This window comes from Stenotrophomonas sp. STEN022 (assembly GCF_056760155.1).
This window is the reverse complement of record NZ_JBRREG010000077.1, coordinates 1-24,941: the sequence shown is the minus strand read 5'-3', so window position 1 is coordinate 24,941 and position 24,941 is coordinate 1. Positions and strand designations below refer to the sequence as shown.

24 protein-coding genes and 1 riboswitch are annotated in these 24,941 nt (G+C 63.6%); of the genes, 11 read left to right on the top strand and 13 right to left on the bottom strand.

All coding sequences use genetic code 11. The features are described 5' to 3' along the window. Positions 1 to 133 precede the first annotated feature (133 nt). The 3 genes from ACVOMF_RS15475 (at position 134) to ACVOMF_RS15465 (ending at position 1,498) form a co-directional block, all read left to right on the top strand. A complete protein-coding gene (locus tag ACVOMF_RS15475; protein ID WP_481510058.1) occupies positions 134 to 487 on the top strand; it encodes a phasin family protein in 354 nt (117 codons plus the stop codon). 172 nt (positions 488 to 659) lie between these two features. Beyond that, complete coding sequence (locus tag ACVOMF_RS15470; protein WP_282268899.1) at positions 660 to 1,142, top strand: GAF domain-containing protein; 483 nt, start codon at positions 660 to 662, stop codon at positions 1,140 to 1,142. Next, positions 1,139 to 1,498: a TfoX/Sxy family protein gene (locus ACVOMF_RS15465; protein ID WP_481510057.1), complete on the top strand. Its 360-nt coding sequence runs from the start codon at positions 1,139 to 1,141 to the stop codon at positions 1,496 to 1,498. Before ACVOMF_RS15470 ends, ACVOMF_RS15465 begins: the two co-directional genes overlap by 4 nt. A gap of 100 nt (positions 1,499 to 1,598) precedes the next feature. Here ACVOMF_RS15465 and cobS read toward each other — a convergent pair whose 3' ends face one another. Genes cobS through cobT form a run of 3 tightly spaced genes read right to left on the bottom strand, consistent with a single transcriptional unit; the run spans position 1,599 to position 4,002 of the window. Next, positions 1,599 to 2,351 carry an adenosylcobinamide-GDP ribazoletransferase gene (gene cobS, locus ACVOMF_RS15460; protein ID WP_481510056.1) on the bottom strand — a complete coding sequence of 251 codons (753 nt, stop codon included), beginning with the start codon at positions 2,349 to 2,351 and terminating at the stop codon, positions 1,599 to 1,601. Continuing rightward, positions 2,348 to 2,935, bottom strand: coding sequence for a histidine phosphatase family protein (locus ACVOMF_RS15455; protein WP_481510055.1), 588 nt, complete (start codon positions 2,933 to 2,935; stop codon positions 2,348 to 2,350). Before ACVOMF_RS15455 ends, cobS begins: the two co-directional genes overlap by 4 nt. Further along, on the bottom strand, positions 2,932 to 4,002 hold the full coding sequence (gene cobT / locus ACVOMF_RS15450; RefSeq protein ID WP_481510054.1) for a nicotinate-nucleotide--dimethylbenzimidazole phosphoribosyltransferase: 1,071 nt from the start codon (positions 4,000 to 4,002) through the stop codon (positions 2,932 to 2,934). Before cobT ends, ACVOMF_RS15455 begins: the two co-directional genes overlap by 4 nt. A 284-nt stretch (positions 4,003 to 4,286) precedes the next feature. Next, a riboswitch (cobalamin riboswitch) is annotated at positions 4,287 to 4,523 on the top strand. 115 nt (positions 4,524 to 4,638) lie between these two features. Here cobT and btuB point away from each other — a divergent pair. After that, positions 4,639 to 6,510, top strand: coding sequence for a TonB-dependent vitamin B12 receptor (btuB, locus tag ACVOMF_RS15445; RefSeq protein WP_481510053.1), 1,872 nt, complete (start codon positions 4,639 to 4,641; stop codon positions 6,508 to 6,510). A 103-nt stretch (positions 6,511 to 6,613) separates the two neighbouring features. Here the strand turns inward: btuB and ACVOMF_RS15440 are convergent, their stop codons facing one another. Further along, the gene (locus ACVOMF_RS15440; protein WP_481510052.1) at positions 6,614 to 9,595 is read right to left on the bottom strand and encodes a TonB-dependent receptor plug domain-containing protein; all 2,982 of its coding nucleotides are present in this window, start codon (positions 9,593 to 9,595) and stop codon (positions 6,614 to 6,616) included. A 35-nt stretch (positions 9,596 to 9,630) separates the two neighbouring features. Here ACVOMF_RS15440 and ACVOMF_RS15435 point away from each other — a divergent pair, with 35 nt between their 5' ends. Together ACVOMF_RS15435 and ACVOMF_RS15430 are read left to right on the top strand one after the other, a co-directional pair. Continuing rightward, a complete protein-coding gene (locus tag ACVOMF_RS15435; protein WP_481510051.1) occupies positions 9,631 to 10,044 on the top strand; it encodes a hypothetical protein in 414 nt (137 codons plus the stop codon). Positions 10,045 to 10,248: 204 nt separating this feature from the next. Beyond that, a complete protein-coding gene (locus ACVOMF_RS15430; protein WP_481510050.1) occupies positions 10,249 to 10,959 on the top strand; it encodes an AraC family transcriptional regulator in 711 nt (236 codons plus the stop codon). A gap of 170 nt (positions 10,960 to 11,129) precedes the next feature. Here the strand turns inward: ACVOMF_RS15430 and gph are convergent, their stop codons facing one another. Then, a complete protein-coding gene (gph, locus tag ACVOMF_RS15425) occupies positions 11,130 to 11,780 on the bottom strand; it encodes a phosphoglycolate phosphatase (protein WP_481510049.1) in 651 nt (216 codons plus the stop codon). A 61-nt stretch (positions 11,781 to 11,841) separates the two neighbouring features. Then, complete coding sequence (dinB, locus tag ACVOMF_RS15420) at positions 11,842 to 12,927, bottom strand: DNA polymerase IV (RefSeq protein ID WP_481510048.1); 1,086 nt, start codon at positions 12,925 to 12,927, stop codon at positions 11,842 to 11,844. A gap of 209 nt (positions 12,928 to 13,136) precedes the next feature. On the opposite strand from dinB, the gene fabA reads away from it, so the two are divergent. Next, complete coding sequence (fabA, locus tag ACVOMF_RS15415) at positions 13,137 to 13,652, top strand: 3-hydroxyacyl-[acyl-carrier-protein] dehydratase FabA (protein WP_296251034.1); 516 nt, start codon at positions 13,137 to 13,139, stop codon at positions 13,650 to 13,652. Next, positions 13,652 to 14,860 (top strand): beta-ketoacyl-ACP synthase I, encoded by a 1,209-nt coding sequence (gene fabB / locus ACVOMF_RS15410; RefSeq protein WP_481510047.1) that lies wholly within the window; start codon positions 13,652 to 13,654, stop codon positions 14,858 to 14,860. Before fabA ends, fabB begins: the two co-directional genes overlap by 1 nt. Before the next feature lie 405 nt (positions 14,861 to 15,265). On the opposite strand, the gene ACVOMF_RS15405 is transcribed toward fabB, so the two are convergent. Next, positions 15,266 to 16,231 (bottom strand): helix-turn-helix transcriptional regulator, encoded by a 966-nt coding sequence (locus ACVOMF_RS15405; protein WP_481510046.1) that lies wholly within the window; start codon positions 16,229 to 16,231, stop codon positions 15,266 to 15,268. 158 nt (positions 16,232 to 16,389) lie between these two features. On the opposite strand from ACVOMF_RS15405, the gene ACVOMF_RS15400 reads away from it, so the two are divergent. Continuing rightward, on the top strand, positions 16,390 to 17,175 hold the full coding sequence (locus ACVOMF_RS15400) for a DUF481 domain-containing protein (RefSeq protein WP_481510045.1): 786 nt from the start codon (positions 16,390 to 16,392) through the stop codon (positions 17,173 to 17,175). A 167-nt stretch (positions 17,176 to 17,342) separates the two neighbouring features. On the opposite strand, the gene hemC is transcribed toward ACVOMF_RS15400, so the two are convergent. The 4 genes from hemC to mdoH form a co-directional block, all read right to left on the bottom strand. Next, on the bottom strand, positions 17,343 to 18,251 hold the full coding sequence (gene hemC / locus ACVOMF_RS15395) for a hydroxymethylbilane synthase (RefSeq protein ID WP_481510044.1): 909 nt from the start codon (positions 18,249 to 18,251) through the stop codon (positions 17,343 to 17,345). A 30-nt stretch (positions 18,252 to 18,281) separates the two neighbouring features. Further along, positions 18,282 to 19,049, bottom strand: coding sequence for a LytR/AlgR family response regulator transcription factor (locus tag ACVOMF_RS15390; protein WP_481510043.1), 768 nt, complete (start codon positions 19,047 to 19,049; stop codon positions 18,282 to 18,284). Positions 19,050 to 19,114: 65 nt separating this feature from the next. Continuing rightward, complete coding sequence (locus ACVOMF_RS15385) at positions 19,115 to 19,780, bottom strand: alpha/beta hydrolase (protein WP_481510042.1); 666 nt, start codon at positions 19,778 to 19,780, stop codon at positions 19,115 to 19,117. Between the two features lie 211 nt (positions 19,781 to 19,991). Then, positions 19,992 to 21,911: a glucans biosynthesis glucosyltransferase MdoH gene (gene mdoH / locus ACVOMF_RS15380; protein ID WP_481510041.1), complete on the bottom strand. Its 1,920-nt coding sequence runs from the start codon at positions 21,909 to 21,911 to the stop codon at positions 19,992 to 19,994. A gap of 792 nt (positions 21,912 to 22,703) precedes the next feature. Here mdoH and ACVOMF_RS15375 point away from each other — a divergent pair. Next, on the top strand, positions 22,704 to 22,883 hold the full coding sequence (locus ACVOMF_RS15375; protein ID WP_481510040.1) for a CsbD family protein: 180 nt from the start codon (positions 22,704 to 22,706) through the stop codon (positions 22,881 to 22,883). 140 nt (positions 22,884 to 23,023) lie between these two features. Here the strand turns inward: ACVOMF_RS15375 and ACVOMF_RS15370 are convergent, their stop codons facing one another. Together ACVOMF_RS15370 and ACVOMF_RS15365 are read right to left on the bottom strand one after the other, a co-directional pair. Further along, positions 23,024 to 23,332, bottom strand: a complete 309-nt coding sequence (locus tag ACVOMF_RS15370) for a DUF3817 domain-containing protein (RefSeq protein ID WP_481510059.1) — start codon at positions 23,330 to 23,332, stop codon at positions 23,024 to 23,026. Between the two features lie 79 nt (positions 23,333 to 23,411). Then, positions 23,412 to 24,344, bottom strand: coding sequence for a CorA family divalent cation transporter (locus tag ACVOMF_RS15365; protein ID WP_481510039.1), 933 nt, complete (start codon positions 24,342 to 24,344; stop codon positions 23,412 to 23,414). Between the two features lie 217 nt (positions 24,345 to 24,561). On the opposite strand from ACVOMF_RS15365, the gene ACVOMF_RS15360 reads away from it, so the two are divergent. After that, positions 24,562 to 24,846, top strand: a complete 285-nt coding sequence (locus ACVOMF_RS15360) for a hypothetical protein (RefSeq protein WP_481510038.1) — start codon at positions 24,562 to 24,564, stop codon at positions 24,844 to 24,846. The last annotated feature ends 95 nt before the right edge of the window (positions 24,847 to 24,941 follow it).

Genomic DNA, 24,941 nt, shown 5'->3' with positions numbered 1-24,941 from the left:
CCCCCCCCCCCCCCCCCCCCCCCCCCCCCCCCCCCCACTACAGCGGCAGGTTCTGAACAGTTCAGAATTTTATGTTGCACCGCGCCAATTCCGCGCTATGCTGCAACGCAACAAGGCCCGCCGGATCACCTCGATGTCCGCTCAGTTCAACGACTTCAGCAGCTACACCCAGCAGCTCGCCGCTGCCGCCAACCGTGCCAACCGGCTCGCCTTGGAAAATGCTGAAAGCGTGTTTGGCGTGCAACTGCGTGCATTCGAACGCAACACCACCGCTGCGGCGGGCTTCTTCGACGAACTGGCCCAGGCTGGTGCGCACGCGGATCTGCAGGCACTGCTGCCCAAGGGCATGCAGCTGGCACGCGACAACATGCAGCGGCTGGCCAGCGCCAACCAGGAAGTGCTTGGGCTCAGCCTGAAGACCGGTGAGGCATTGGGCGCACTGGTCCGTCAGCCTTTCGCGGCCAAACCCGAGCGCAAGACGCGCTGATACCCAGGCAACAGAATTTGCGCGGTCCCTCCCCCGCGCAATCCCAGACCCGGTAGCTCCCTCCCGCTGCCGGGTCTTTTTTTGCCTGCGATCCAGCATTCCATTGCCGTTGGCTGCGTTCGGCGGCAGCGGCTGGCAGAATCGACGACCACGCAGCGGCTAGACTCTCCTGATGTTCAACACCGACACCCTCACCGGCAGCAAGCCGGAACAATACGCCCAGCTGCTGGCCCAGGCCCGCGCTCTGGTCCATGGCGAAGCCGACCGTATTGCCAACGCTGCCAACCTGTCAGCACTGGTTTACCACGCGCTGCCGCAGCTCAACTGGGTGGGTTTCTACTTCTACGACGGCAAGGAACTGGTGGTTGGCCCATTCCAGGGCTTGCCGGCCTGCGTGCGCATTCCGCTGTCCAAGGGCGTATGTGGCGCCGCTGCCAGCAGCCGCCAGACCCAGCGCATCGAGGATGTGGATGCGTTCCCCGGCCATATCGCCTGCGACTCGGCCTCGCGCTCGGAACTGGTGGTGCCCCTGGTCCACAACGGCACGTTGATTGGCGTATTCGACATCGACAGCCCGGTGCTCGCGCGTTTCGACGCCGACGACCAGCTGGGGCTGGAAGCCATCGCCCAGGTGTTTGTCGAGGCGCTGCAATGAGCGCTCCCAAGCTGCGCAACATCGGCCCCAAGAGTGCAGCCTGGCTGCGTCAGGTCGGTTTGCGCAGCGAGCAGGATCTGAGTGCGATCGGCCCGGTTGCAGCGTTCATGAAGGTGCGCCGCGCCGGCTTCAAGCCCAGCCTCAACCTGCTGTATTCGCTGGAAGGCGCGCTGGTCGGCTGCCATTGGCAGGAAATACCCGAGGCGCGTCGCCAGCAGCTGGTCGCCGAATACGAAGTCGCCGTTGGTGCCCTGCCTACTGGACGCGCAGGACAACAGGCCGGGCCGGTGCATGAAACGCACATGCAGGCCGAAGCTGATGAAGAAGAAGCCAGCGAGATCCGCTTCGAGGATTGAGCCTCACCAGAGGCTTTTGTGGGAACGGCGTAAGCCGTGAAGCTGGCCATTCCTCAGATTGCGCACTGCAGGATTCCTGATGCAGCTGTGGCTTCGCGGCTTACGCCGCTCCCACAAATCCGGTGGCTAGCGGTGCGAGGATTATCAGGGCCAGCAGCAGCAAGGTCTCCACCACTTCCACGCTGGCACCCAGGCCATCGCCGGAGATGCCGCCGAGCTTGCGCTTCCACCACACGGCCACCAGCGGCACCAGCAGCAGCGCCAGCAACAACGGCCATGCAAACACCACGCTGATCGCGGCCAGCACCACTGCCCACAGCCACATCGCCGACGGTCGCAGCTGCCAGGAAAAACGCTCGCCCAGGCCATCGCCATGCAGCGACGGTATGCGCTGGCTCCACCACAAGGTGCCCCAACGCGCCCACGCCGGAACCAGCACGATGCCAAACCACAACGGGCCCACCGCGAGCTCGGTCAGCAGCACGAACTTCAGCAGCAACTGCATGACCAGCGTGACCACGCCGAACACGCCCATATGCGGGTCTTTGAGGACTTCCAGGAAACGCTGCGGGTTGCGATGCGCCGCACCGAAGGCATCGGCGACATCGCCAAGACCATCTAGGTGCAGCGCGCCGGTCACCCACACCCACATCAGCAAGGTCAGCGCGCCCGCCAGCCAGGGCCGATCCGACAGGCCATACAGCGGCAGCGCCAGCAGGACGCCGATGATGGCGCCAACCAAGGGGTAGTACACCGCCGACCTGCTCAGGTCTTCCTGGCGGAAGTCGCGCACCTGCGGTGTCGGCAGCCGGGTCAGGAACTGAATGGCAAGGATCAGGCGGCGTCCAATCATGGTTGTCGCAACTCCAGCAGTTCACCCCACAACTGGCCGTCTTCGCCACGCTCAACACGCAGGCGCACACGGGTGCCGTAATCGATGCGCATCGCCCACAGCGAGGACAGGCTCATCCCACAAACCCGCGACACCACCAGCCGCAACACGCCGGCATGGCTGACCACCAGAACCGGCTGGCCGTCGCCATCGTCTTCGTCCACCAAGCGATGCAACTGCGCTTCAACGCGCGCTTGGAACTGCTGCCAGGACTCGCCGTTGGGCGGCACCACATCGTGTGGTTCGCTGTAGAAGCCAGCAAGCTGCTCGGCAGGAACTTCGTCAAAATGCAGCCCGTCCCAATCGCCGAAGTCGAGCTCGGCCCAGTCCGGGTGGATCTCGCAGAACTGGTTGCTGCCAGCCACCAGTGCATGCGCGGTGTCCAGCGCGCGCCGGCGCGGTGAAGTGATCACCCGGCTCCAGCCAATGCCGGCATGGCAGCGGTACAGCGTGTCCATCGCACCTTCGATCAAAGGCGGATCGGTACGTCCGTCGAGGTGGCCGGCCCGTCCGGTGGAGGCGTGCCGCATCAGATCAAGAATCATCGGCCGCCACCGCGATCGGCAACAGCTGCCTCGGCGAACGTCGCCATGCTGTTGTGCAGGGCGCAGGCCATGCGCACCAGCGGCAACGCGAGCGCGGCACCGGAACCTTCACCAAGACGCAGGTCCAATGACAGCAGCGGCTGCGCCTGCAGTGCCTCCAACAAGCGGATGTGACCACGCTCGGCAGACTGGTGCGAGAACAGCAACCACAGCCGCACGCTCGGGTTGATACGCACGGCGGCCAATGCCGCAGCGGAGACAATGAAGCCATCCACCAACACTGGGATGCGCCGTTGCGCAGCGGCAATCATCGCCGCGCTGATCGCTGCGATTTCCAATCCACCCACGCGCTGCAGTGCCTCGCAAGCAGGGAACTCCGCTGCATTGATCGCCTCGCCGTGCAGACCCAGCGCACGTGCGATCAGGTTCTTCTTCTGCACCATGCGCACCGCGTCCAGGCCAGTACCGGCGCCAACCAACTCGTCCAATGGCAACGGGCCAAGCACGGCAGCGATGGCACTCGCAGCAGTGGTGTTGCCGATGCCCATCTCGCCGAACACCAACAAATCCGCACCATCGGCACAGGCAGCCTCCACCGCGCGGCGACCCGCATCGAAGGCAGCGTCCAGATCGACTGCCGACATCGCCGGGCCTGCACTGAAGTCAGCAGTACCACGCAGGGTCTTGGCACTGACCACGCCGGCAATCGCTGTGGTGGCGCGGCTGCCCACATCCCACACGTGCAGTGGCAGGCCCAATTCGCGCGCCAGCACCGCAATGGCAGCACCGCCGCCGGCGAAGTTGTGCAGCATCTGCACCGTCACTTCGGCCGGGTAAGCCGACACGCCCTGCGCGGTCACGCCGTGGTCGCCTGCGAACACCACCACCGGCACACGCTGCGCCACCGGCTGATCCACGCCTTGCAGCGCAGCCAGTTCAACGGCCAATGTCTCCAAACGACCCAGGGCGCCTTCCGGCTTGGTCAGCTGGCGCTGGCGCAGCAGCGCGCGCTGCCGGTATTCCTGCGAAGGCTGGCCGCAGGCCTGCCCGTACCATGTTTCTGTCACGACACTTCCGATACTGCGTTTGCAGCGCGCATTCTAGCCACTCGGCAACAGTGCTGTGCAGGGCTTGTTTCGCCCGCCCCCAATCAAATCGAACTCATGCAACACGTAGCCCGGGTGAGCGCAGCGCACCAGGGGAACGAGATTGCAGCACCGCTGCAAGCCTGCGGCGCCATGAGCTCCCCGGGTGCGCTGACGCTTACCCGGGCTACGTTGAGCTGCGGTTGCAGACACTGAACTATGCCGGCCGTTGCCGCCCATTCCGGCAACGCTGGCGGCAATGGCATAGAATGCGCGCACTTTCGGGTGACCGACCGGCATTGCCGATCGGTTGAAACGGGAAGCCGGTGCCGCGCACTGCTGGAACTCCAGCATGTCGCCATTCCGGCACTGCCCCCGCAACGGTAAGCAGGACAAGTCCAGACATGGCGCCACTGTGCACGGCACGGGAAGGCGTCTGGACGGAAGCGGCGCACGCCGCCTCGCCTGCGAGTCCGGAGACCGGCCCGGAAGCCGACTGGTTGCGATGCGGAGGGCATGGCGGCGGCTGTAGCGCCGTGTGCGCCGCCTCCGTCTTCTCCCTCTTCTGGCAGCCTCCCCAATCCGCCTGCGCGGGAGCGTGCAGGCCCAGGAGCTTCCATGAAACTGTCTTACCACACCCTTTCGCTCTCCCTTGCCCTGGCATTGCCGGGCGTTGCGGCCGCGCAGAACGCACCGACCGAGCTGGACGATGTCACCGTCACCGCGACCCGCACCCCGATCTCCATCGAGAACAGCGTGGTGCCGGTGCAGGTCATCGACCGTGCGCAGATCGACCACAGCCAGGCCAACTCGCTGCAGGACCTGCTGCGCGGCCGCGCCGGCCTGGACTTCGCCAACCAGGGCGGCAACGGCAAGATCACCTCGCTGTTCCTGCGTGGCAGCAACTCCAACCAGGTGCTGGTGCTGGTGGACGGCGTGCGCGTGGCCTCGGCCACCAGCGGCATGGCCGCCCTTCAGGACCTGCCGGTTGACCAGATCGAGCGGATTGAAATCGTGCGTGGCCCGCGTTCGAGCCTGTATGGCTCCGAGGCCATCGGCGGCGTGATCCAGATCTTCACCCGCAACGCTGGCCAGGGCCTGCAGCAGAACCTGGCGATCACCGCCGGCAGCAACAACCTGCGCCAGGTCAGCGCCGGTTTCAGCAACCGCGGTGAGCGCGGCTGGATCTCGGCCCAGGGCGGCTACCAGAAGACCGACGGCATCAACGCCTGCCGCGGCACCGCCGCTGGCTGGGGCGCCGGCTGCTTCGCCGATGAGCCGGACCGCGATGGCTACCGCAACACCTCCATCAACGTGCGCGGTGGCTACGCCCTGACCGACACGCTGAGCCTGGAAGGCCATGTGCTCAACGCCGACAGCTTCAACGAATACGACGGCAGCATCTTCGGCGGCAACGAGGCCGACAACCGCCAGCAGGTCTACGGTGCCAAGCTCGCCTGGGCCGCATCGGATAGCTTCCGTCTGAGCGCACAGCTTGGCCGCAACCGCGATGAGGCTGACAACTACTTCGCCAACGCTGCCACTGGTACCCGCAGCTTCGCCAGCGCCTTCGATACCCGCCGCGACACCGCCAGCGTGCAGGGCGACTTCAGCTTCGCCGAAGGCCAGCAGATCACCGCTGGCGCTGATTGGCAGAACGACAAGGTCACCAGTTCCACCGCCTTCGACATCGACCAGCGCGACAACCTCGGCGTGTTTGCCGAATACCAGGGCCAGTTCGGCGCGCACTCGCTGCAGGCCAGCGTGCGCAATGACGACAACGAGCAGTTCGGCAACCACACCACCGGCAGCCTGGGCTACGGCTTTGCCTTCGGCAACGGCTTCCGCCTGACCGCCAGCGCCGGCACCGGCTTCAAGGCACCGACCTTCAACGACCTGTACTACCCGGGCTTCAGCAACCCGAACCTGAAGCCGGAAGAATCCAAGAGCCTGAACCTCGGCATCGCGCAGTACGCCGACAACTGGAACTGGACCTTCAATGCATACGAAACCCGCGTCGACCAGCTGATCGGCTATGACAGCAACTTCGACCTGGTCAACGTTGCCGAAGCCCGCATCCGCGGCGCCGAGCTGACCGGCTACCTGTCGCTGGCCGGCTTCGACATCAACGCCCAGGCCAGCTTCACCGACCCGCGCGACCATACCTCCGGCGCTGCCACCTATGACAACCTGCTGGCCCGCCGCGCGCGCACCAGCGGCCGTCTGGACGTGGACAAGAACTTCGGCCCGCTGCGTCTGGGCGTGACCGCTGCAGGCAGCGGCCACCGCTTCGACAACGCTGCCAACAGCGTGCGTCTGGCCGGCTACGGCACCATGGATGTGCGCGTTGAATACGCCATCAACGATGCATGGAGCCTGCAGGCCAAGGCCGCCAACGTGTTCGACCGCGAGTACGAAACCGTTGCCTGGTACAACCAGCCGGGCCGCGAATACCAGCTGACCCTGCGTTACAACAGCAAGGCCAACTGAGCCGGCGGAGCCGCAGCGCCGCTGCGGTTTTCACCAGCGTTGAAACAAGCAGGGCCGACGGTGATTCCGTCGGCCCTGTTCTGTTTGCAGTAGCGGAAGTTCGTCAAAGCTTCATGCGCAGACCGATGTTGAAGGTGCGGCCCAGCACGTCATACACCGCCGCCTGGTAGCCGCTCTGGTTGAAGCCGGCACCGCCAGCCTCCGCGCCTGGCACACGCGGCGGCGCGCGATCAAACGCGTTGTTGAGACCGCCGAATACGCTGAACTTTGGCGTGAACTGATAGCTGGCGTAGAGATCGCTGTAGAAGGTATTGCCAGCCCACTCGCGCTCATACGACGCAGTGGACGTATTGCTGCCACGCATCTTCGACACATGCCGCAATGTCCAGTAGAAACTGGCCTTGGGATTGGACCAACCGGCACGTACCGTGCCCTTCCACTTCGGCGTGCCCCACAGCGTCAGGTAATCCCATTCGTCATTCGGGTTCAACGGGTCGGCGACAAACTTGCGCTCCAGGGTCCGGCCGTAGCTGAGGTCCACCAGGATGCGGCCCGCATTGGAGCTGGCTACACCACCCAGGTCGTGGTACCAGTTGGCGTTGATGTCCACGCCACGGGCGATGCTCTGCGACAGGTTCAACTGTTGTACGGCGACTTCGACGATGTCGCCCGCCGAATCGCGGGTGACCAGATCGCAGAAAGTATTGTTCAAGCTGGCCTGGTCGACGCAGCGGTTGAGGATGGTCTGGTAGTCCAGGGTTGAGATCACCCCGCGCAGGTCGATCTTGTAGTAGTCGGCCGACACCGTCAGGTTGGAGATGAAGCGCGGCCGCAGCACCACGCCGAAGGTGGTGGTCTTGGCAGTTTCCGGCTTCAGATTGACGTTGCCCGAATAGACGATGTCCTTCCACTGCCAGTAGTTGCCGACGCTGGTATCGCTGGGGCTGATGGCCGCGCAATTGCCCGCCGTGTAGCTGGTTCTACTGGTGCGGTTGGCCAACGCATAGTCGTTGCAGGGATCGTAGATCCACGCCGACGACACGCTGCCCGCCGTGTACAACTCACCGATGTTGGGCGCACGGATGGCCTTGCCGTAGGTACCGCGCAAAGTGACGTCGTCGATCGGCGCCCACTCCAGACCGACCTTCGTCGTCGTGGTGCGGCCGGCGGTGCTGTAGTCCGAGACGCGTCCAGCCAGCTCCAGCGACAGGCGCTCGGCACCGGTCACACCCGACAACAGCGGCAGGCTGAGTTCGCTGAAGATCTCCTTGACGCTGAACTCGCCGGTCAGGCTGCTCTGGGTGGTGCCCAAGGTCGGATCGTAGGCCGGGTTGGTCGGGTCGTACTGGGCGATGGTGCCAATCTCATTGCGTTCCTTGCGGTACTCCGCACCCACCACGATCTTGGCTTCACCACCTGGCAGGTCGAACAGGCCGCCAGAGGCATAGGCCGATGCAACTTTCTGGGTCAGCGTGGTCGTGGACCAGTCAGTGTCATAGGTCAGCCAGTCGACCATTTCCGAGGTCAGGCGCTTGAACGGATTGATCGCCACACAGCCGGCCGGGCCATCCCAGCAGATCGGGTTGCCAGCGCCATCCACGTAGGAATTCAATCCCGAGAGCAGCCGGTCGTAGGAACCGGCATTGAGTTCGCGGGTGCGCTGGCGGCTACGCCCGTAAGAATAGTAAGCCTCGTAATTCCAGCTGCGGCCGAAGAAGTCGAAATAGCCTTCCGCACCCACGGTTGCCTGCAGCAACTTGCGATCGGTCTGCTGGCGCATATGCCCCAGCTCTTCATCGAAATGGCGACCGAAGGCGATGCCATTGGTGAATGCCCCACCGTTGGCGGTGATCATTTCCTGGGTGATGAAGGGGCTGTAATACGGCACCACCTCACTACCGCCCGAGCCATAGGTGCTGAGCGAGCGCCAGGATGCTTCGGACTGGCTCTGCGAATAGTTGACCGTACCCACCAGGCGCAGCGCATCGTTGACGTCGAAATCCAGCGTCGAACGCACGGTCTGGCGATCCGACGGCGTCACCAGGTACCAGGAATCGTAGCGGCCACCAAACTCACCGCCATCGGTGGTGCCCTGCTGCAGCACGTTGAAGCCGGTGCTGAGGTTGGTCAGCCCACCCGGGCCGAGTTGCGAGTGACGCAGTGAGCCATCCGGATTGAAGGTGTACAGGCAGTTGGCAGCGTTGGCCGAGCTGCAGTTACCGAGCAGCACGGTCGCGTTTGGCGAGTTGTAGACGTTGCGACTGTTGTCGAGGATCACATACGGATCAGTGCTCTTGGCGCGCGCGTAATACGGGTAGCCGTTGGCGGTCCATGGACGATCCTGGCCGCGCACCGTGCCGGAGTTTTCCTCCCAGAAGCCGTATAGGGTGAAGTTGCCACGGTTGTCGGCGAAGTTCTTGCCGAACAGAACGTCACCGGTATACGTCGGCATGTCGCCACGTGAGGAATCACCGTAGCGAACGCTGGCTTCCAGGCCTTCGTAGTCGCGCTTGAGGACGAAGTTGACCACTCCGTTTACCGCATCGGCGCCATACAGCGCGGAGGCGCCACCGGTGACCACGTCCACGCGCTCGATCATGCTTGCAGGCAGTGCACTCACGTCCACACCGGCGGTGCCGGGGATTGATGCAACCTGGCGACGGCCATCCACCAGCGTCAAGGTGCGCTGCACACCCATGCCACGCAGGTCCAGCGCACTGACACCGACATTACCGGTCTGGTTGGCGGTCTGGCTGGTCTGGGTTGCCGCAAAGCTGGGCAACTGGTTCACCAGATCGGCGATCTGGGTGTAACCGGAGGCCTGGATTCTTTCCGCATTGATTGCCGTCACCGGCGCCGGACCTTCGAAGCCCGGCTCACGACGGATACGCGAGCCGGTCACGATCACGGTATCGAGATTCTTCGCTTCGGCGCCCGCAGCCTGTTGTTCCTTCGCGGCCTCCCCGGCAGCATCCTGCGCCCAGGCCGAGCCCATGGTGGTAGCACACAGCGCAATAGCAACAGCGACTGCCAATTGGCCACGCCGACGACACGGCAAGCGCTTGGCGCGATCGATCGTTTTCATCTACTTCCCCTCGAATATGAAATGTCCAACGAAAATTGAGCAATCAACAACATCTGCTGCGGTTCGCACCTGCCCAATGCCACACCTTGATTGAAGTGAGGCTTCAGCAACGACTGCAGGTCGACGACGACACAACACCGATCAACTACTTCGCGAAGACTTCGTCCATTTCCCGCGCACACACCGACCGACCTCGGCGCGTGCAAACGCGAAGGTCGACAGCAGATGGAGCAGTCACGATCCTGATGGCCGCGAACAAGGCCGGACCGAAGGCAAAAAACACACACAAGCCCAAACCGGACCCGGCTGCATCGCGTACGCCGGTTCTGGCAGACACGCACTACCGGCCCAGGTTATTAGATCCGCCTAATACCAGCGCCCGGACGGGTATAGACGCGCGCCTTCCCGCTGATCAACAGGAAGATCGCAAAAAACAATACAACCCGTAACAAGTGCAACCATTTGATTTGTATAAACATGCAAGAACGAAAGAAGTGCATGACCGTACATTTCGGGTTCAATACTCCACTGGACCCCAAGCTGTGCGCTAGGTGTATCTTTACTTGCACGGTGCGGATTTCAGCATACTAATTCCGCTTGAGGGACGCCCGCCGCAATGGCAGGGTGTGCGTTCTGCAACGGAGAGCAACGTCATGGCTGTGACCCTGTCGCCGCAGGTATTGGTGCGCATGTTTGATCCACTTCCAGACGTGGTGTTCTTCATCAAGGACACCGAATGTCGCTACACCCACGTCAACCAGACCTTGATGCAACGACTGGCAAAGAAGAGCCGCGAGGAGATCGTGGGCAGGAGCGTGTTGCAGCTCTATCCAGCACATCTGGCTGCACGCTACATCCTGCAGGACCGTCGCGTGCTGACCGGCGAAGTCATCGAGGACATGCTTGAACTCCAGCTCTATGCCAACCGCAGCCCGGGCTGGTGCCTCACCCTCAAGCAGCCGCTGGTGGAGGACAATCGCATCGTCGGCTTGATCGGCATTTCGCGTGATCTGGGCCAACCGGATCGCGAGGACTCATCCTTCCAGCGCCTGCACGCTGCAGTGGAATACATGCAGGCGCATTTCCACGAGCCGCTGCGCGTGCGCACGCTGGCCGGCAAGAGCGGCGTGTCGGTTGCGCAACTGGAGCGATTGTTCAAGAAGGTATTCCAACTGACGCCGCAGCAGCTGTTGACCAAGTTCCGGATCGAGGCAGCTACCCGCATGTTGCTCAGTGACACCAGCATCGCCAGCGTCGGCCAGGCTTGTGGCTTCTCTGACCAGAGTGCATTCGCGCGACAGTTCAAGCACACCGTCGGCATGACCCCGCGCGACTACCGCGCCTTGGCGCTGGGCGCGAAGTAACGGGAGTGACAAGATTCACGCCTGACCTGCTCGCCTGAACTTTGTAGGAGCGGCGTAAGCCACGAAGCAGACGGAATATCCGAGTGCACGGATTCCCGCAGCTTTATTGGCGCCAGCTTCGCGGCTTGCGCCGCCCCCGCAAGACGGTTGTCGTTACGCGTTGAGGTCGACTATGCGACGATCACCACCAACTCACGCATATCGTCGATCACCGCCACGGCATCGGCGGCATCCAGATCCAGATCGCGCGAATAGCCATAGCGCACCAGCACGATCGGCATGCCGGCATTGCTGGCCGCGCCCAGATCGGTACCCGAATCGCCAACCATCAGGCAATCCGCCGCCGTCTGCTGCAGCAGACGCGCCACATGCAACAAGGGCTCGGCCGCAGGCTTGCGCTGCGGCAGGGAATCGCCACCGATGATGTGCGCGAAGAACCCGGCGATGCCCAGATGCTGCAACAACGGCGCAACCATCGCCGCCGGTTTGTTGGTGCAGATAGCCATCGGCAAGCCGCGTGCCTGCAATGCAGTCAAGGCTTCACCAACACCGTCGTAGAGTCGCGGACTGCGCAGCAGGCAGGCCTTGTAGTGCCGCATGAAAACCGACATTACCTCTTCCAACGTCAGTGCGCTGCCAGCGTTCGCCAATGCGGTTGACACCAGATTGCGTACGCCCTCGCCTATCCAGCTGCGCACCGTCGCCTCGGAGACGCGCGGCAACGCCAGCTCTTCCAATGTGAGGTTCACTGCCTCGGCGATATCACCTGCGCTGTCCACCAGCGTGCCATCCAAATCGAAAACCAAGGCCTTGATCGCCACGCATCACACTCCCTGAATTGAGCATCGATTGTAGCGGCGCGGCGTTGCGCAAAGGATGTACTCATTCCAACGTGATGCTGCGAAACAAATCACCTTGGATCACCAGCTCTTCCCGGTCACGGAAACCTGACAAGCCCACGCCAACCAGGCGATAGCGCGTATCTGCCGGCAACTGCACGCGTTGGCACAAGGCCAAGGCGATGTCGCGAAGATCTTCCACCGAACCTGGCGGCGTATCCGGCGTATAGCTGCGGGTAAGAATGCGGAACTGCGCGGTTTTCAACTTCTGCACGACGGTGTGACCAATGCGCTCGGTGCGCCCGGTTGCACGCCAGGTGCGTTCGGCCAACTGGGTGATGGCCTCATCGAACTCGCCCATGTGCAGATCTTCGGCGAAAGTGTCTTCCGAGGAGATCGACTGCACTGGCTGATCGGGTTCCACCGGCCGTTCGTCGATGCCACGCGCGCGTCGATACAAGCCCGCACCAAAGCTGCCGAACAAGGCCTGCAATTGTTCAAGCGGCAGCGCGCGCAGGTCACCGACGGTGACGATGCCCAGCGCCGACAGCTTGCCTTCCATCACCTTGCCCACGCCCGGCACCCGTTTGACCGGCAACGGCGTCAGGAACTGCTCCACCTTCGACGGCGGCACCACGAACTGACCATCGGGCTTGCGCCAGTCCGAGGCGACCTTTGCCAGGAACTTGTTCGGCGCGATGCCGGCCGAGGCGGTCAGGCCGGTGGTCTCGCGGATCTGCGCGCGGATGGTGCGGGCGATCTCGGTGGCGATGCCATCGCAGCTCGGCGATTCCGTCACATCAAGAAAGGCTTCGTCCAGCGACAACGGCTCCACCAGCGGGGTGTGCTGCAGGAAAATCTCGCGGATCTGCCGCGACACCGCCTTGTAGCGGGCAAAGTCCGGCGGCACGAATACCGCATCCGGGCACAGGCGCTCGGCCCGCAGCGCCGGCATGGCCGAGCGCACCCCGAACTTGCGGGCCTCATACGAGGCCGCACACACCACCGAACGCGCCCCGCGCCAGGCCACCACTACCGGCCTCCCGCGCAAACCGGGGTCATCACGCTGCTCCACGGACGCATAGAAGGCGTCCATGTCGACGTGGATGATCTTGCGTTGTTGGCTCAAGGCAACAGTCTCAAAAGGTCGCCAACATGATAGCTGTTGTCGCTAAATGCACACTTGTCCTCACAAATGTACTTATTCATACCTCCCGTAACAGCCCGCGAACGGCGCTTATCTGCAGCTAACATACGCAACCGTCCAGTTAAAACATTTGATTGAACGCAGCTGCTGCAGCATGCTCCGGGGCTCGCAATGGCTTTGGATTACCCCGGATGACCCGTCTGCATGCTTTCTCGCGCGACCAGCTGCTGGCCAGCGCGCGTGGCGAACTTTTCGGCCCCAACAAAGGCCGTCTCCCCAATGACCCGATGCTGATGTTCGACCGCATCACCGAGATCCGCGAGGACGGTGGCGCACACGGCAAGGGCATGATCCGGGCCGAGCTGGATATCCGTCCTGACCTGTGGTTCTTCGGCTGCCACTTCATCGGCGACCCGGTGATGCCGGGCTGCCTGGGCCTGGATGCCATGTGGCAGCTGACCGGCTTCTACCTGACCTGGCTGGGCGCGGAAGGCCGCGGCCGTGCGCTGGGCTGTGGCGAGGTCAAGTTCACCGGCCAGGTGCTGCCCAGCGCCAAGCTGGTGCAGTACGAAATCGATGTCTCGCGCGTGATCAACCGCAAGCTGGTGATGGCACAGACCGACGCCCGCATGTTGGTCGACGGCCGCGAGATCTATACCGCCAAGGACCTGCGCGTAGGTCTGTTCACCTCAACCGAGAGCTTCTGATGCGTCGTGTCGTCATTACCGGCATGGGCATCACGTCCTGCCTTGGCAACGATCTGGATACCGTCTCCAGCGCCCTGCGTGACAGCCGTCCCGGCATCGTCACCCTGCCCGACCACGCCGAAGCCGGCCTGCGCAGCCAGATCGGCGGCAAGGTCGAGATCGACCTGGACGCGCAGGTGGACCGCAAGCTCAAGCGTTTCATGAGCGATGCAGCGGCCTACAGCTATGTCGCCATGCGCGACGCCATTGCCGATGCCGGCCTGGATGAAAGCCAGGTCAGCAACGTGCGCAGCGGCCTGATCGCCGGCTCCGGCGGTGGTTCCAGCGAATGGCAGGTGGAAGCAGCCGATCTGCTGCGCAACCGTGGCGTACGCAAGGTCGGCCCGTACATGGTGCCGCGCACGATGTGCTCGACCGTGTCGGCCAACCTGGCCACGGCCTTCAGCATCAAAGGCCTGAGCTACTCGCTGTCGGCCGCCTGCGCCACCTCGGCGCATTGCATCGGCGCTGCTGCCGACCTGATCCGCCACGGCGCCCAGGACGTGATGTTTGCCGGCGGCGGTGAGGACCTGCACTGGTCGATGAGCGTGATGTTCGACGCCATGGGTGCACTGTCCACCAGCTTCAACGAAACCCCGGCCACCGCGTCGCGTCCGTATGACGCCAACCGCGACGGCTTCGTCATCGCTGGTGGCGCCGGCATGCTGGTGCTGGAAGACTACGATCACGCGATCGCGCGTGGTGCGCGCATCTACGCCGAACTGGTTGGTTACGGCGTGACTTCCGATGGTGCCGACATGGTTGCCCCGTCCGGTGAAGGTGCGGTGCGCTGCATGAAGATGGCGATGGAAGGCCTGGACCGTCCGATCGACTATCTGAACACCCACGGCACCTCGACGCCGCTGGGCGACGTGACCGAGCTGGGCGCAGTGCGCCAGGTGTTTGGTGATGCGGTACCGCCGCTGTCTTCGACCAAGGCGCTGTCAGGCCACTCGTTGGGCGCAGCCAGCGTGCACGAAGCGATCTATTGCCTGCTGATGATGCGTGATGGCTTCATGGCCGGTTCGGCCAACATCGAGACGCTGGACGAGCGTGTGGAAGGCTTCCCGATTCTGCGCAAGACGCAGGATGCGAAGTTGGACACGGTGATGTCGAACAGCTTCGGTTTTGGCGGCACCAATGCAACGTTGATCTTCGGCCGGGTTTGATGGTCGATTGATCTGAGAAAAACAGCCGCGAAAGCGGCTGTTTTTTTGTGCTTCTGCTTCTGCCTTGGCCTTGGCCTTGGCCTTGGCCTTGGCTTTGGCTTTGGCTTTGGCTTTGGCTTTGGCTTTGCCGTTGCTTTGGCTTTGCTGTTGCTCTGGCTTTGCTCTTGCTGTTGCTCTTGCTGTTGCTCTGGCTCTTGCTGTCCCCCTCTCCCGTTTACGGGAGAGGGGTTGGGGTGAGGGGAAGCTTTGGCTCTTCGTTCTTCGCGTTGGCTGTTGCTCTGCTTCTCGGTAAAGCAACAGCAACTGCAAAAAGAAACAACAAGCAGAAGCCGCCCTCACCCCTACCCCTCTCCCGCAGGCGGGAGAGGGGAAAACAGAGCAAGAGCAAAGCCGAGCACGGCCCCCTCAGTCGTAATTACTCAACGCCAGCGACAGCAGTGCCTTGGCCTGCTCGCGCAGGGACTGCGGCTCCACGATCTCCGCGTCCGAGCCGTAATGCAGCACGTCCATCAACAGCTCGCGCGACACGCTGTACGGCACCTTCAATTCATAACGCCCGTCAGCAAGAAACCGCCCCTGCTGCTTGGAATGCCAATGCTCATCGGCCACCCAGCGCGCGGCCTTGGCACTGAACACAATCGTCGCCCAACCCTTGGGCGCACCCGAGAAAATGCCGTAGCTGGCCGCCAACTGCTCGTTCAACTCCTCATCGGCCACATCGCGTGCTGGCTGGTCGAGCAGCCGCGCCTGATGGATACGGTCCACCGCAAAACTGCGTACCGCCTCGCGGTTGTGATCCCAGGCGTCCAGGTACCAGTTGTCGCGGTAATGGGTAATGCGCTGCGGTGACACCGTGCGGCGGGTTGCCTCATCGGTGGAACGTGCGAGGTATTCAAAGGACAGCTGCTTCCGCTCCAGCACGCCGGAAGCCACCGTGCGGAAACTGGCCTCGTCCAGCTTGCGGCCGCGGTGCGGAATCACCCGCACCCGCTCCACCGGCCAATGCGAAGCACCCGCCTGTGCAGCCAGCAGACCTTCGATACGCTGCTGCAGCGGCGCCAGCATCGAGGACAACACCCCGCCGCCGGTCCGCGCCAACAGGTGCTGGGATGCCAGCAAGGCGTGCAGCTCCTCCGAGCTCAGCCACAGGCCCGGCAGCTCGAAGCGGTCGCTTTCCCCACTCAGGTAGCGGAACCCGGCCTCGCCATCGCCCTCCACCGGCGCCATCAGCGCATCACGCAGGAAGGCCAGGTCGCGGTAGACCGTGGCACGGGAACAGCCCAATTCCTCCTGCAACCGCATCACCGTGACCGGATAGCGGGCGGACTTGAGCAGACGATGCAGCGCGTTGATGCGTTCATAGCGGTCCATGCCCGGATTATGTCCGACTCCGGGCTGCAATGGAGCAGGCCAACCACCGCCATAACCGCGGATGAAGCCCCCGGCCCCACCGTGCGCCTGAGGGTCAGGGACCATCCGGTATCATCGCAAGGCCTCCCTTTTCCGTCTCTCCCAAGGAGATCCTCCTGATGTCCCTGCGTGTTTCCCTATTGCTGCCGTTGCTGCTGGCCGCCCCGCTGGCCTGGGCCGAAGACGCTACCGATACCTCCGACCTTGCCGCGATGACCTCGCCGTGGAGCGGCAGTGGCGGCGAGTTGGGCTTTGCCTCGGCCCACGGCAATAGCACCACCGAAAGCTTCAACGGCCGCCTGAAGCTGCGCTACACCGACAATGATTGGATCCACAGCATGGATCTGTTCGGTCTGCGCTCCAGCGCCGAGTACACCGAGACCGCCGACGACGGCAGCACCAGCCGCAAGCGCCAGACCACCGCCAACCGCTACTCCGGCAGCGCCGGCAGCGCCCTGCAGCTGGGTGAGCACCGCCAGCTCACCGCCACCGTGCGTTATGAACGCGACGACTTCGCCACCTACGACCGCCTTGGCACCTTCGGTCTCGGCTACGGTACCCGCCTGATCGACGGCGAGCGCGTCACCCTGGACACCCAGATCGGTCCCGGTGTGCGCCGCACCCACAACTCCGAGACCGACGAGAACCGCACCGGACTGATCGGCCGCGGCCTGTTCGACTTCAAGTTCGGCATCACCGAGAACACCGAGCTGGTCAATTCGCTGCTGGTGGAATCCGGTTCGTACAACACCTTCGCGCAGAACGACTTTGGCGTGTCGGTCAACATGAACAAGCACTTCGCCCTCAAGGCGGGTTGGCAGGCGCGCTACAACAGCGACGTCGCCGACCAGAAGCGCAAGACCGATACGCTGTCCACCATGAACGTGGTCTACAGCTTCAAGTAAGCAGTTGCCGGGCGCATGCCCGGCATTTGCCTCGCTGTAGTGCTGAGCCATGCTCGGCAAGAGGCATTACCGGGCTGGTCTGATGCCAAGCATGGCTCGGCACTACCCCGGGTTTTGTTGGTAGAGCCCCTGTCGAGCATGGCTCGGCACTACCGGCGAGGCGAAAATCAGCGCAGCAGCTCGCCTGCACCACCAGCCAATAGCTGCCGCGCTACTTCGCACCCCAGCGCTTCCGGATCACTCGCCGGGCCCTGCGCCTGTGCACGTACCGCACGGCCATCAGCCACACCGCCGACCAGGCCCTGCAACCAGAGGTCTTCGCCACGCCACTGCGCCAAGCCTGCAACCGGCACATGGCAGCTGCCATCCAGCGCGCGGTTCATCGCCCGCTCCGCTTCCACACAAGTGCGGGTGGAGGCATCGTCCAGCGCCTTGAGCAGCGCAATCGTGCCGGCATCGTCCTGCCGGCATTCAATCGCCACTGCAGCCTGTGCCGGCGCCGGCAGCCAGTGCGGGGCAACCAGGCGATCGCGGATGCGCGCACCAAGTTCCAAGCGTTCCAGGCCGGCGCAGGCCAGGATGATGGCGTCATATTCACCGGCATCCAGCTTGGCCAAGCGGGTGTTGACGTTGCCACGCAGGTCGCGCGACTTGAGATCCGGGCGCAGCGCACGCAGCTGTGCCTGCCGGCGCAGCGACGAAGTGCCGACGCAGGCGCCCTGCGGCAACGCATCCAGCGACGGATAGGTGTTGGAAACGAAGGCATCGGCCGAATCGGCGCGGGTCAGGATCGCCGGCAACACGAACGGCGCCTCCAGCTCCATCGGCACGTCCTTGAGCGAATGCACCGCGCAATCGGCGTCGCCACGCAGCATCGCCAGCTCCAGCTCCTTCAGGAACAGGCCCTTGCCGCCAATGGCGGCCAGCGAGCGGTCGAGGATTTCATCGCCGCGCGTGCTCATCGGCACAAGTTCCACCTGCAGGCCCGGGTGGGCCTGGCGCAGGCGGTCGGCGACGTGTTCGCTCTGCCACAGGGCAAGCGGGCTCTTTCGGGTGGCGATACGCAGGATGCTCATGCGGCCATTATCGCCGCTGCAAGCTCCGGGTCACAGCCGTTCCATCTCGGTCTTCAGCCCGGCAACGCAGCGGCGGCTGATTTCCAGCGGCTGCGGGACATCACGCAGCACCGCCTGCACCAGCCCGGCTGGGGTGCGGCGGACTTCCTGCAACCGATCGCGGGCGATCAGGCAGTTGCGGTGGATTCGGATGAAACGCCCGGAAAACTCGTCTTCCAGCGAGCGCAGCGATTCCTCGATCAGGTCTTCGCCACGCAGGTGGTGCACCACCACGTACTTTTCCTCGGCCTGCAGGTAGAGGATGTCCTCCACCGGCACCAGCCGCAGACTGCCGCGCAGACGCGCGCACAACGCCCGTCGCGGTTGCGTGGCAGCGGCTGGCGCGGCATTGGCACGACCGGCGATGAAGGTGCGGGCACGCTCCAGTGCCGCGCTCAGGCGCTCGGCGCGCACCGGCTTCATCAGGTAGTCGATCGCCGCAGCTTCGAACGCCGACAAGGCATGCGCGTCATAGGCGGTACAGAACACCACCGCTGGGCGCGGCTCAAACCGCGCCAGATGGCGGGCGACCTCCAGACCGTCGATGCCAGGCATGGCGATATCCAGCAACACCAGATCCGGCTGGGTCTGCGCGCAGACCTGCAGGGCGTCATTGCCGTTGGCAGCCTCGCCAACCACCTCCACCCCCGCCAGCTCGGCCAGCAGCGCGCGCAGGCGCTCGCGTGCCAACGGCTCGTCATCGGCGACTACTACCTTCACACCACTACCTCGCTCACGGCTCCCCAGTCGTGGCGACATGGTAGCCGGGTTCGCTGCACGCCGCCGTCAACAATCCGCCAACTGCGGCGCAGCTCACAAACCGATCAGACCTGCGCGAAACGGGCCTGCAGCCAGTCGCCCAAGGCATGGATCTCTTCGCCGCAAACCTGGTGAGCCATCGGATAGCGGTGCCATTCAAGGCCGAAGCCCAAGGTCTTGAGCACCTGTGCGCTGTGCTCGGCGATCTGCAGCGGAATCACCGGATCGGCGCTGCCATGGGCCATGAATATTGGTTGGGCGATAGCGCCATCCACCAGCTGCGACGGTGCGGCGTCCACTTCCGGCAGATAGGTCGACAAGGCCACCAGACCGGCGACCGGCTCACGGCGCTTCAGGCCAGCGGACAGGATGATCGCCCCACCCTGCGAGAAGCCGGCCAGCACGATGCGACTGGCCGGGATGCCGCGCGCCTGTTCACGGGCGATCAGCGCTTCCAGCTGCTCCACAGATTCGGCGACGCCCTTGGCATCGGCGCGGCTGCGGAAATCCATGCTGACGATGTCATACCAGGCACGCATCGGCATGCCGTTGTTGATGCTGACCGGGCGCTTGGGCGCATGCGGGAACACGAAGCGGATCGCCGGCCATTGCGGACGCACCAGCTCGGGCACGATAGGCGCGAAATCATGGCCATCGGCACCCAGTCCATGCAGCCAGATCACCGACCATTCCGGCGACGCGCCGGTTTCCTGCTCCACTGTTTCCAGCATGTGTACGACTCCCAAAGACAGGCAGCAATTATGCCTGCCCGGCACAGCCAACGGGACGGCCTTGCCGTTTTGTGGGCGCGGCGTACGCCGCGAAGCTGGTCGTGCTGCCGGCTGAAGCCAAACCGCCGACCTGCACAGAGGCTGCAGGCCAAATGGCGGTTGATTGCTATCGGCTTCGTGGCTGACGCCGCTCCCACAACAGCAGCGGCAATCAATCCTGCAGCGGCTCCTTCATCGCAGCCGCACGCAACTCGGCCGCTCGCAGCAGCACCGGTGGCGGGGCGTTCTCTTCCGGGATGCACAGCAGGCCATGCCGGCGCAGCCAGTCGCCTGCCTTGCGCGAGGAGGTCCATGCCACCACCGGTACCGCCAGCGCCATACCGATCACCACCGGCGCCATCCACGCCGCCAGCGGCGGCGACACCATGTATGCGGCCACGCCCATCACCACGCCAAACACACTCAAGCCGCCGTAACTGCGCAGCAAAGCGCTCACCGAAATACTGCCGTCATCACGCTGCTGTGCATCCCAGCCCGAATCCTTGCCGGCCAGCACTTCGGCCACACCGCGCGACTGCACGTACATCACCACCGGCGCCATCAGTGCCGCCAGCACGGTTTCCAGCAGCATCGAAATGAACGCCCTGAATGCACCACCACAACCAATGCGTTCCTTGCGCGAGGTCAGCATCGCCACATAACCCATCAGCTTGGGCGACAGCAGCGCGACCATGGTCACCACGAATACCCAGAACACGCCATCCTGATCCAAGCCGCGCCAGTAACTCGCCGGTGCCATCCGCAGATTCAGATGCAGCTCTTCGGCCAGATCGATACCGCCGTGGATCAGCGGGATGGCAATACCGATCAGCATCAACATCGCCCACATCGGCGCGGTGAAGTAATGGCCAATGCCGATCAACATATGCACGCGGTTGACCCAGTGCAGGCCCGGCGTGCCAACCACCTTGGAGTGCTGCAGGTTGCCCTGGCACCAGCGGCGGTCACGGATCAGCAGATCGGTCAGGGTCGGCGGGCCTTCTTCGTAGCTGCCGTGCAGGTACGGCACCATGTGCGAGGCCCAGCCGCCACGGCGGATCAGCGCCGCCTCGACGAAGTCATGGCTGAGCACGTGGCCGCCAAACGGCTTGCGCCCCGGCAGTTCCGGCAAACCGGCCTGCTCGGCGAAGGCCTGGGTGCGGATCACCGCATTGTGACCCCAGTAATTGCTTTCCGCGCCGTGCCACCAGGCCACACCATAGGCCATCACCGGCCCGTACACGCGGCCACCAAACTGCTGCATGCGAGCGAACGCAGTGCGGCCACCGACCACTGCTGGCAGCGACTGGATCAGGCCGACAGTCGGATGATTTTCCATCGCCGACACCAGCCGCACGATCACGTCACCGGTCATCAAGCTGTCGGCATCGAGGATCAGCATCTGCGGGTAGGCACCGCCGAAGCGCCGCACCCAGTCGGCGATATTGCCGGCCTTGCGCCCGACATTGCTGGCACGGCGGCGGTAATACAGCCGCTCGGCGCCGCCGGTGGCTTCCACCAGGCGCGCGAATACCTGCTCTTCGGCGCGGCCGATGGCGTCGCGGGTGGTGTCGCTGAGCACGTAGAAATCGAAGTGCTCCAGCTGCCCGGTCGCGGCCACCGATTCGTAGATCGCCTGCAGGCCGGCCATCATCCGGCGCGGGTCTTCGTTATAGGTGGGCATCAACAAGGCGGTACGGCTGCGCAGCTGCGGCAGCGGCGTATCCGGGTAGATGCCGAGCTTGCGACGGCCGCGCAGCAGCGCCTGCAGGCCAGCAAGGCTGCTCACGAAGGACATCGCGATCCACGCAAACAGCAGCACGAACAGGCCCAGCAGACAGGCTTCGAGCACGTTGATGCCCCCATTGGACAGCACCCGCGCCATCAACCAGGTGGCCAGCAGCGTGGTCAGCGCGGTGCTGCCAAACACATACAGGCGGCGCAGGCCGATATTGGCTGGTGCGGTCTTCTGCCGTGGCACGTGCAGCGAGCCCGAGCGCAGCGATTGCTCGGGCATGGACAATGGGTGCTCAGCCGGCAACACCGCAATACCGGCATCCAAACCATTATTGGTGGTGACGTTGTTGCTCATTGCTTGCCCCGCTGCGCCATCTGCAGGCAGTCCTGGCGGCACACCTTGCCGTAACGCTGTTTGCTTGCGTGTTGCACCTGAATTCCTTGAAGGAGAAGCTGACCAGCCGGGGAAAACTAGAAGAACCAACTTAAACCTGCGGCAAACGAACCCTGCCGATCGCGATGCGGGAGCCCCCTCGAACCGCCTCGCTGCAGGCGGCAACAGCACCGCCCAGGCCGCTCCAGGGCCAACCGCCGCAATCCCTTGAAGATATTGGCGATGGTGGAATTATCCACCATCAAATCGACAGGTACACCTTTGCCAGTCAGTTTGGCCGGGTTGCCAAAGACGCCTGACCGCGTCTCTCCGGGCATGACACCCGCATGACGCCGACTATGCCAAACCTGCCCGACCTCCGGCCTTCCAGCGGACATGGCAAGGTCAGCGCAGGCCTGGCGATGCGCTCCAGGTGGCCAGGGAGCTGCCAACGCCGCGGCAGCATTGCGCGAACACCACGGAAGCCCGGACACCTTCATATGCATATGTCGCTGCCATGCGCTCGGATTGTCGGCCAGGCCAGGCGCCAGCGTTGATGGCACCTTGGCCATGTGCCGAGCAACCAGGACGCGGCCTGCTGAATTCGGCCAATACCCTCAGCGCGGTCCAGCGCCCCAACACGCGCACACACAACGCAGGCTAAATCCGGCGGTGCACGCAACGCGATCACAACATTGCGCTCACCTGACGCAAACCCGGCAATGCGCAGGCTGAAAGCGTCTGCAGCGAGGCAGACGTCTCCGGAGACTGTTCGTGGACCGCAACCGTGTTGAAGGCACCAAACACGAAATCAAGGGTGCCATGAAGGAAGCTGCTGGGAGAATCACTGGCAACAAGGCCCAGCAGATGGCCGGCAACATGGAGAAAAATGCAGGAAAAGCACAGAAAGCGATGGGCAAGGCTGCAGACGAGGTTAAGCATCGACATTCATGACGAACGCATCACCCAGCAAGAACTGCTTCCGCAACGCATATAACCGGAGCCCGTAGTACCCGGTATCACTGTGCAGCTTCAATGGCGCGACCGTGTGGAAGCCGGCCGCGCCATCACATCATCATCAGGTCAAAACCTGATCAAAGCTCGCGCTCGGACAACAGGCCGATGCGACGGAACCAGATTTCCAACGGCACCGTCACCAGCGGCGGCACCGCCGCCAGCAACGCCAACAATACGGCCCACAGCGGCCAACGCAGCTTCATCCAGGCGTACAGGCTGACCACCACGTAGAACACAAAAGCCAGACCGTGCAGGCGGCCGAACAGCCATACACCCAGCTCGGTGGTGCCGGTACCGTATTTGAGCAGCATGCCGATCAGCAGCCCGGCCCAGGTGACGCCTTCAATCAGTGCGGCGGCGGCAAACAACTTGCCGACGGGGGTCATTGGTTTGGCAGACATCGATTCCATCAGGGGTTCGAAAGAACAGCGATTGTAGGCGAGAATCTATCGCATCCGCGCGCAATCAGATCCATCCCCGTCGCTTGAACCACAGCAGCGGTACCACGATGCTCAGGCCCACTGCGGCCAGCGCGATGGCGTAGCCGTAGTGCCAATGCAGTTCCGGCATCGAGGCGAAGTTCATGCCCCACACCCCGACCAGCACGGTCGGCGGAATACCGACCACCGAGGCCACGGCCATCACCTTCATCACCTCGTTCTGGTCCATGTTGATCAGGCCGAGCACGCTGTCCAGCAGAAATTCGTTGCGATCACCCAATTGCTGCTCGAACTCACTCAGCGACGCCAGATCCTTGACCACCAGCTTGATCCGTTTCGGCGCATCGGCGCCGAACCACTCCGGCGTGGTTTCATCCAGATAGTTCATCATCCGCAGCATGCCGTGCAGGGTGTTATGCAGCGCACCGATGCGCCGTCCCATCGTGCCGACCTCATGCAGCATCTGCTCCAGCCTGCGTGAGGCACGCTTGCCCTTGGGGTTGTTGAAGGCCTGCCTGGAAAACTCACTCATCGTGCTCTCCAGCGATTCCAGCAGATCGGCCAGGCGATCGACGATGTGTTCGATCATGCGCAGGAACAGATCCGCCGAACCGCGGCAGGGATGCTTGCCCAACTCTGCTTCCACGCCTTCCAGTGCGTCCACGCGGTGCTCACGCTGCACCACCAATGCATTGGGCGCGACCACGAAGCCCAGCGGCCCCACGACGTGCTCAACCTCATACTGGAAGCGCGGCAGATTCAGCACCAAGGCCTCGCCTTCCACCCGCACCCGGCTGCTGAACTCGATCTCGCTGATGCCGGCCCGGTCGGGGATGCGGAATCCCACCTGCCGCGACGCCTGCTCCAACTCATCAGGCGTTGGCTGGCACAGGTCAACCCATAACGACGCGGGCGCCGTGCCGCCGGCAGTGGTGGCGAGGGTGCGGCATTGGAGCATGGCGTGATTCCGGTTCCAGACCAGCGCTCATCCTCGTCCCCAGCGCACGCCGAGTAAAGCCACCGACTGCTCAGGCCTGCGACCGCCTCGCCAGCTACGGGCCCAGCAAGGCCGCACCAGCTGTTCGAGCGGGAACAAGACAATACCCCGGGCCCACGGTTGCAAAGCGCGCCCGCCTTCACGCAAGCTCGGCATTCCTTCAACCACCTGTCCAGCCATGCAAGACAACATCATCCAGATCATCCCCGCCGACGGCTGGGTAGCCGTATTCGAAGAAGCCGGCGACGAGAGCGCGCAGAGCCTGGTGTGCTTTGCGGTAGTGGAAGAAGCCGGCAAGCGTGCCGTGCGCCCGATGCTGGCCAACGGCAAGCAGATCAGCTTCGCCGACACCCTGCCCAACTTCGTCCGCGTCGAAGAAGCCGACGCATTCGAAGAAGAGGATGAAGACGAAGAGGACGAGGAAGAAGAAGACGAAGAGGAAGATGAGGAAGAAGAGGCGTAAGCCGCTTCTCCCAAGCTCGCATCAAGCAGCTACCTTGTGGGAGCGGCGCTGAAGCTCCAACTGTAGTGCCGAGCCATGCTCGGCATGGGCATTGC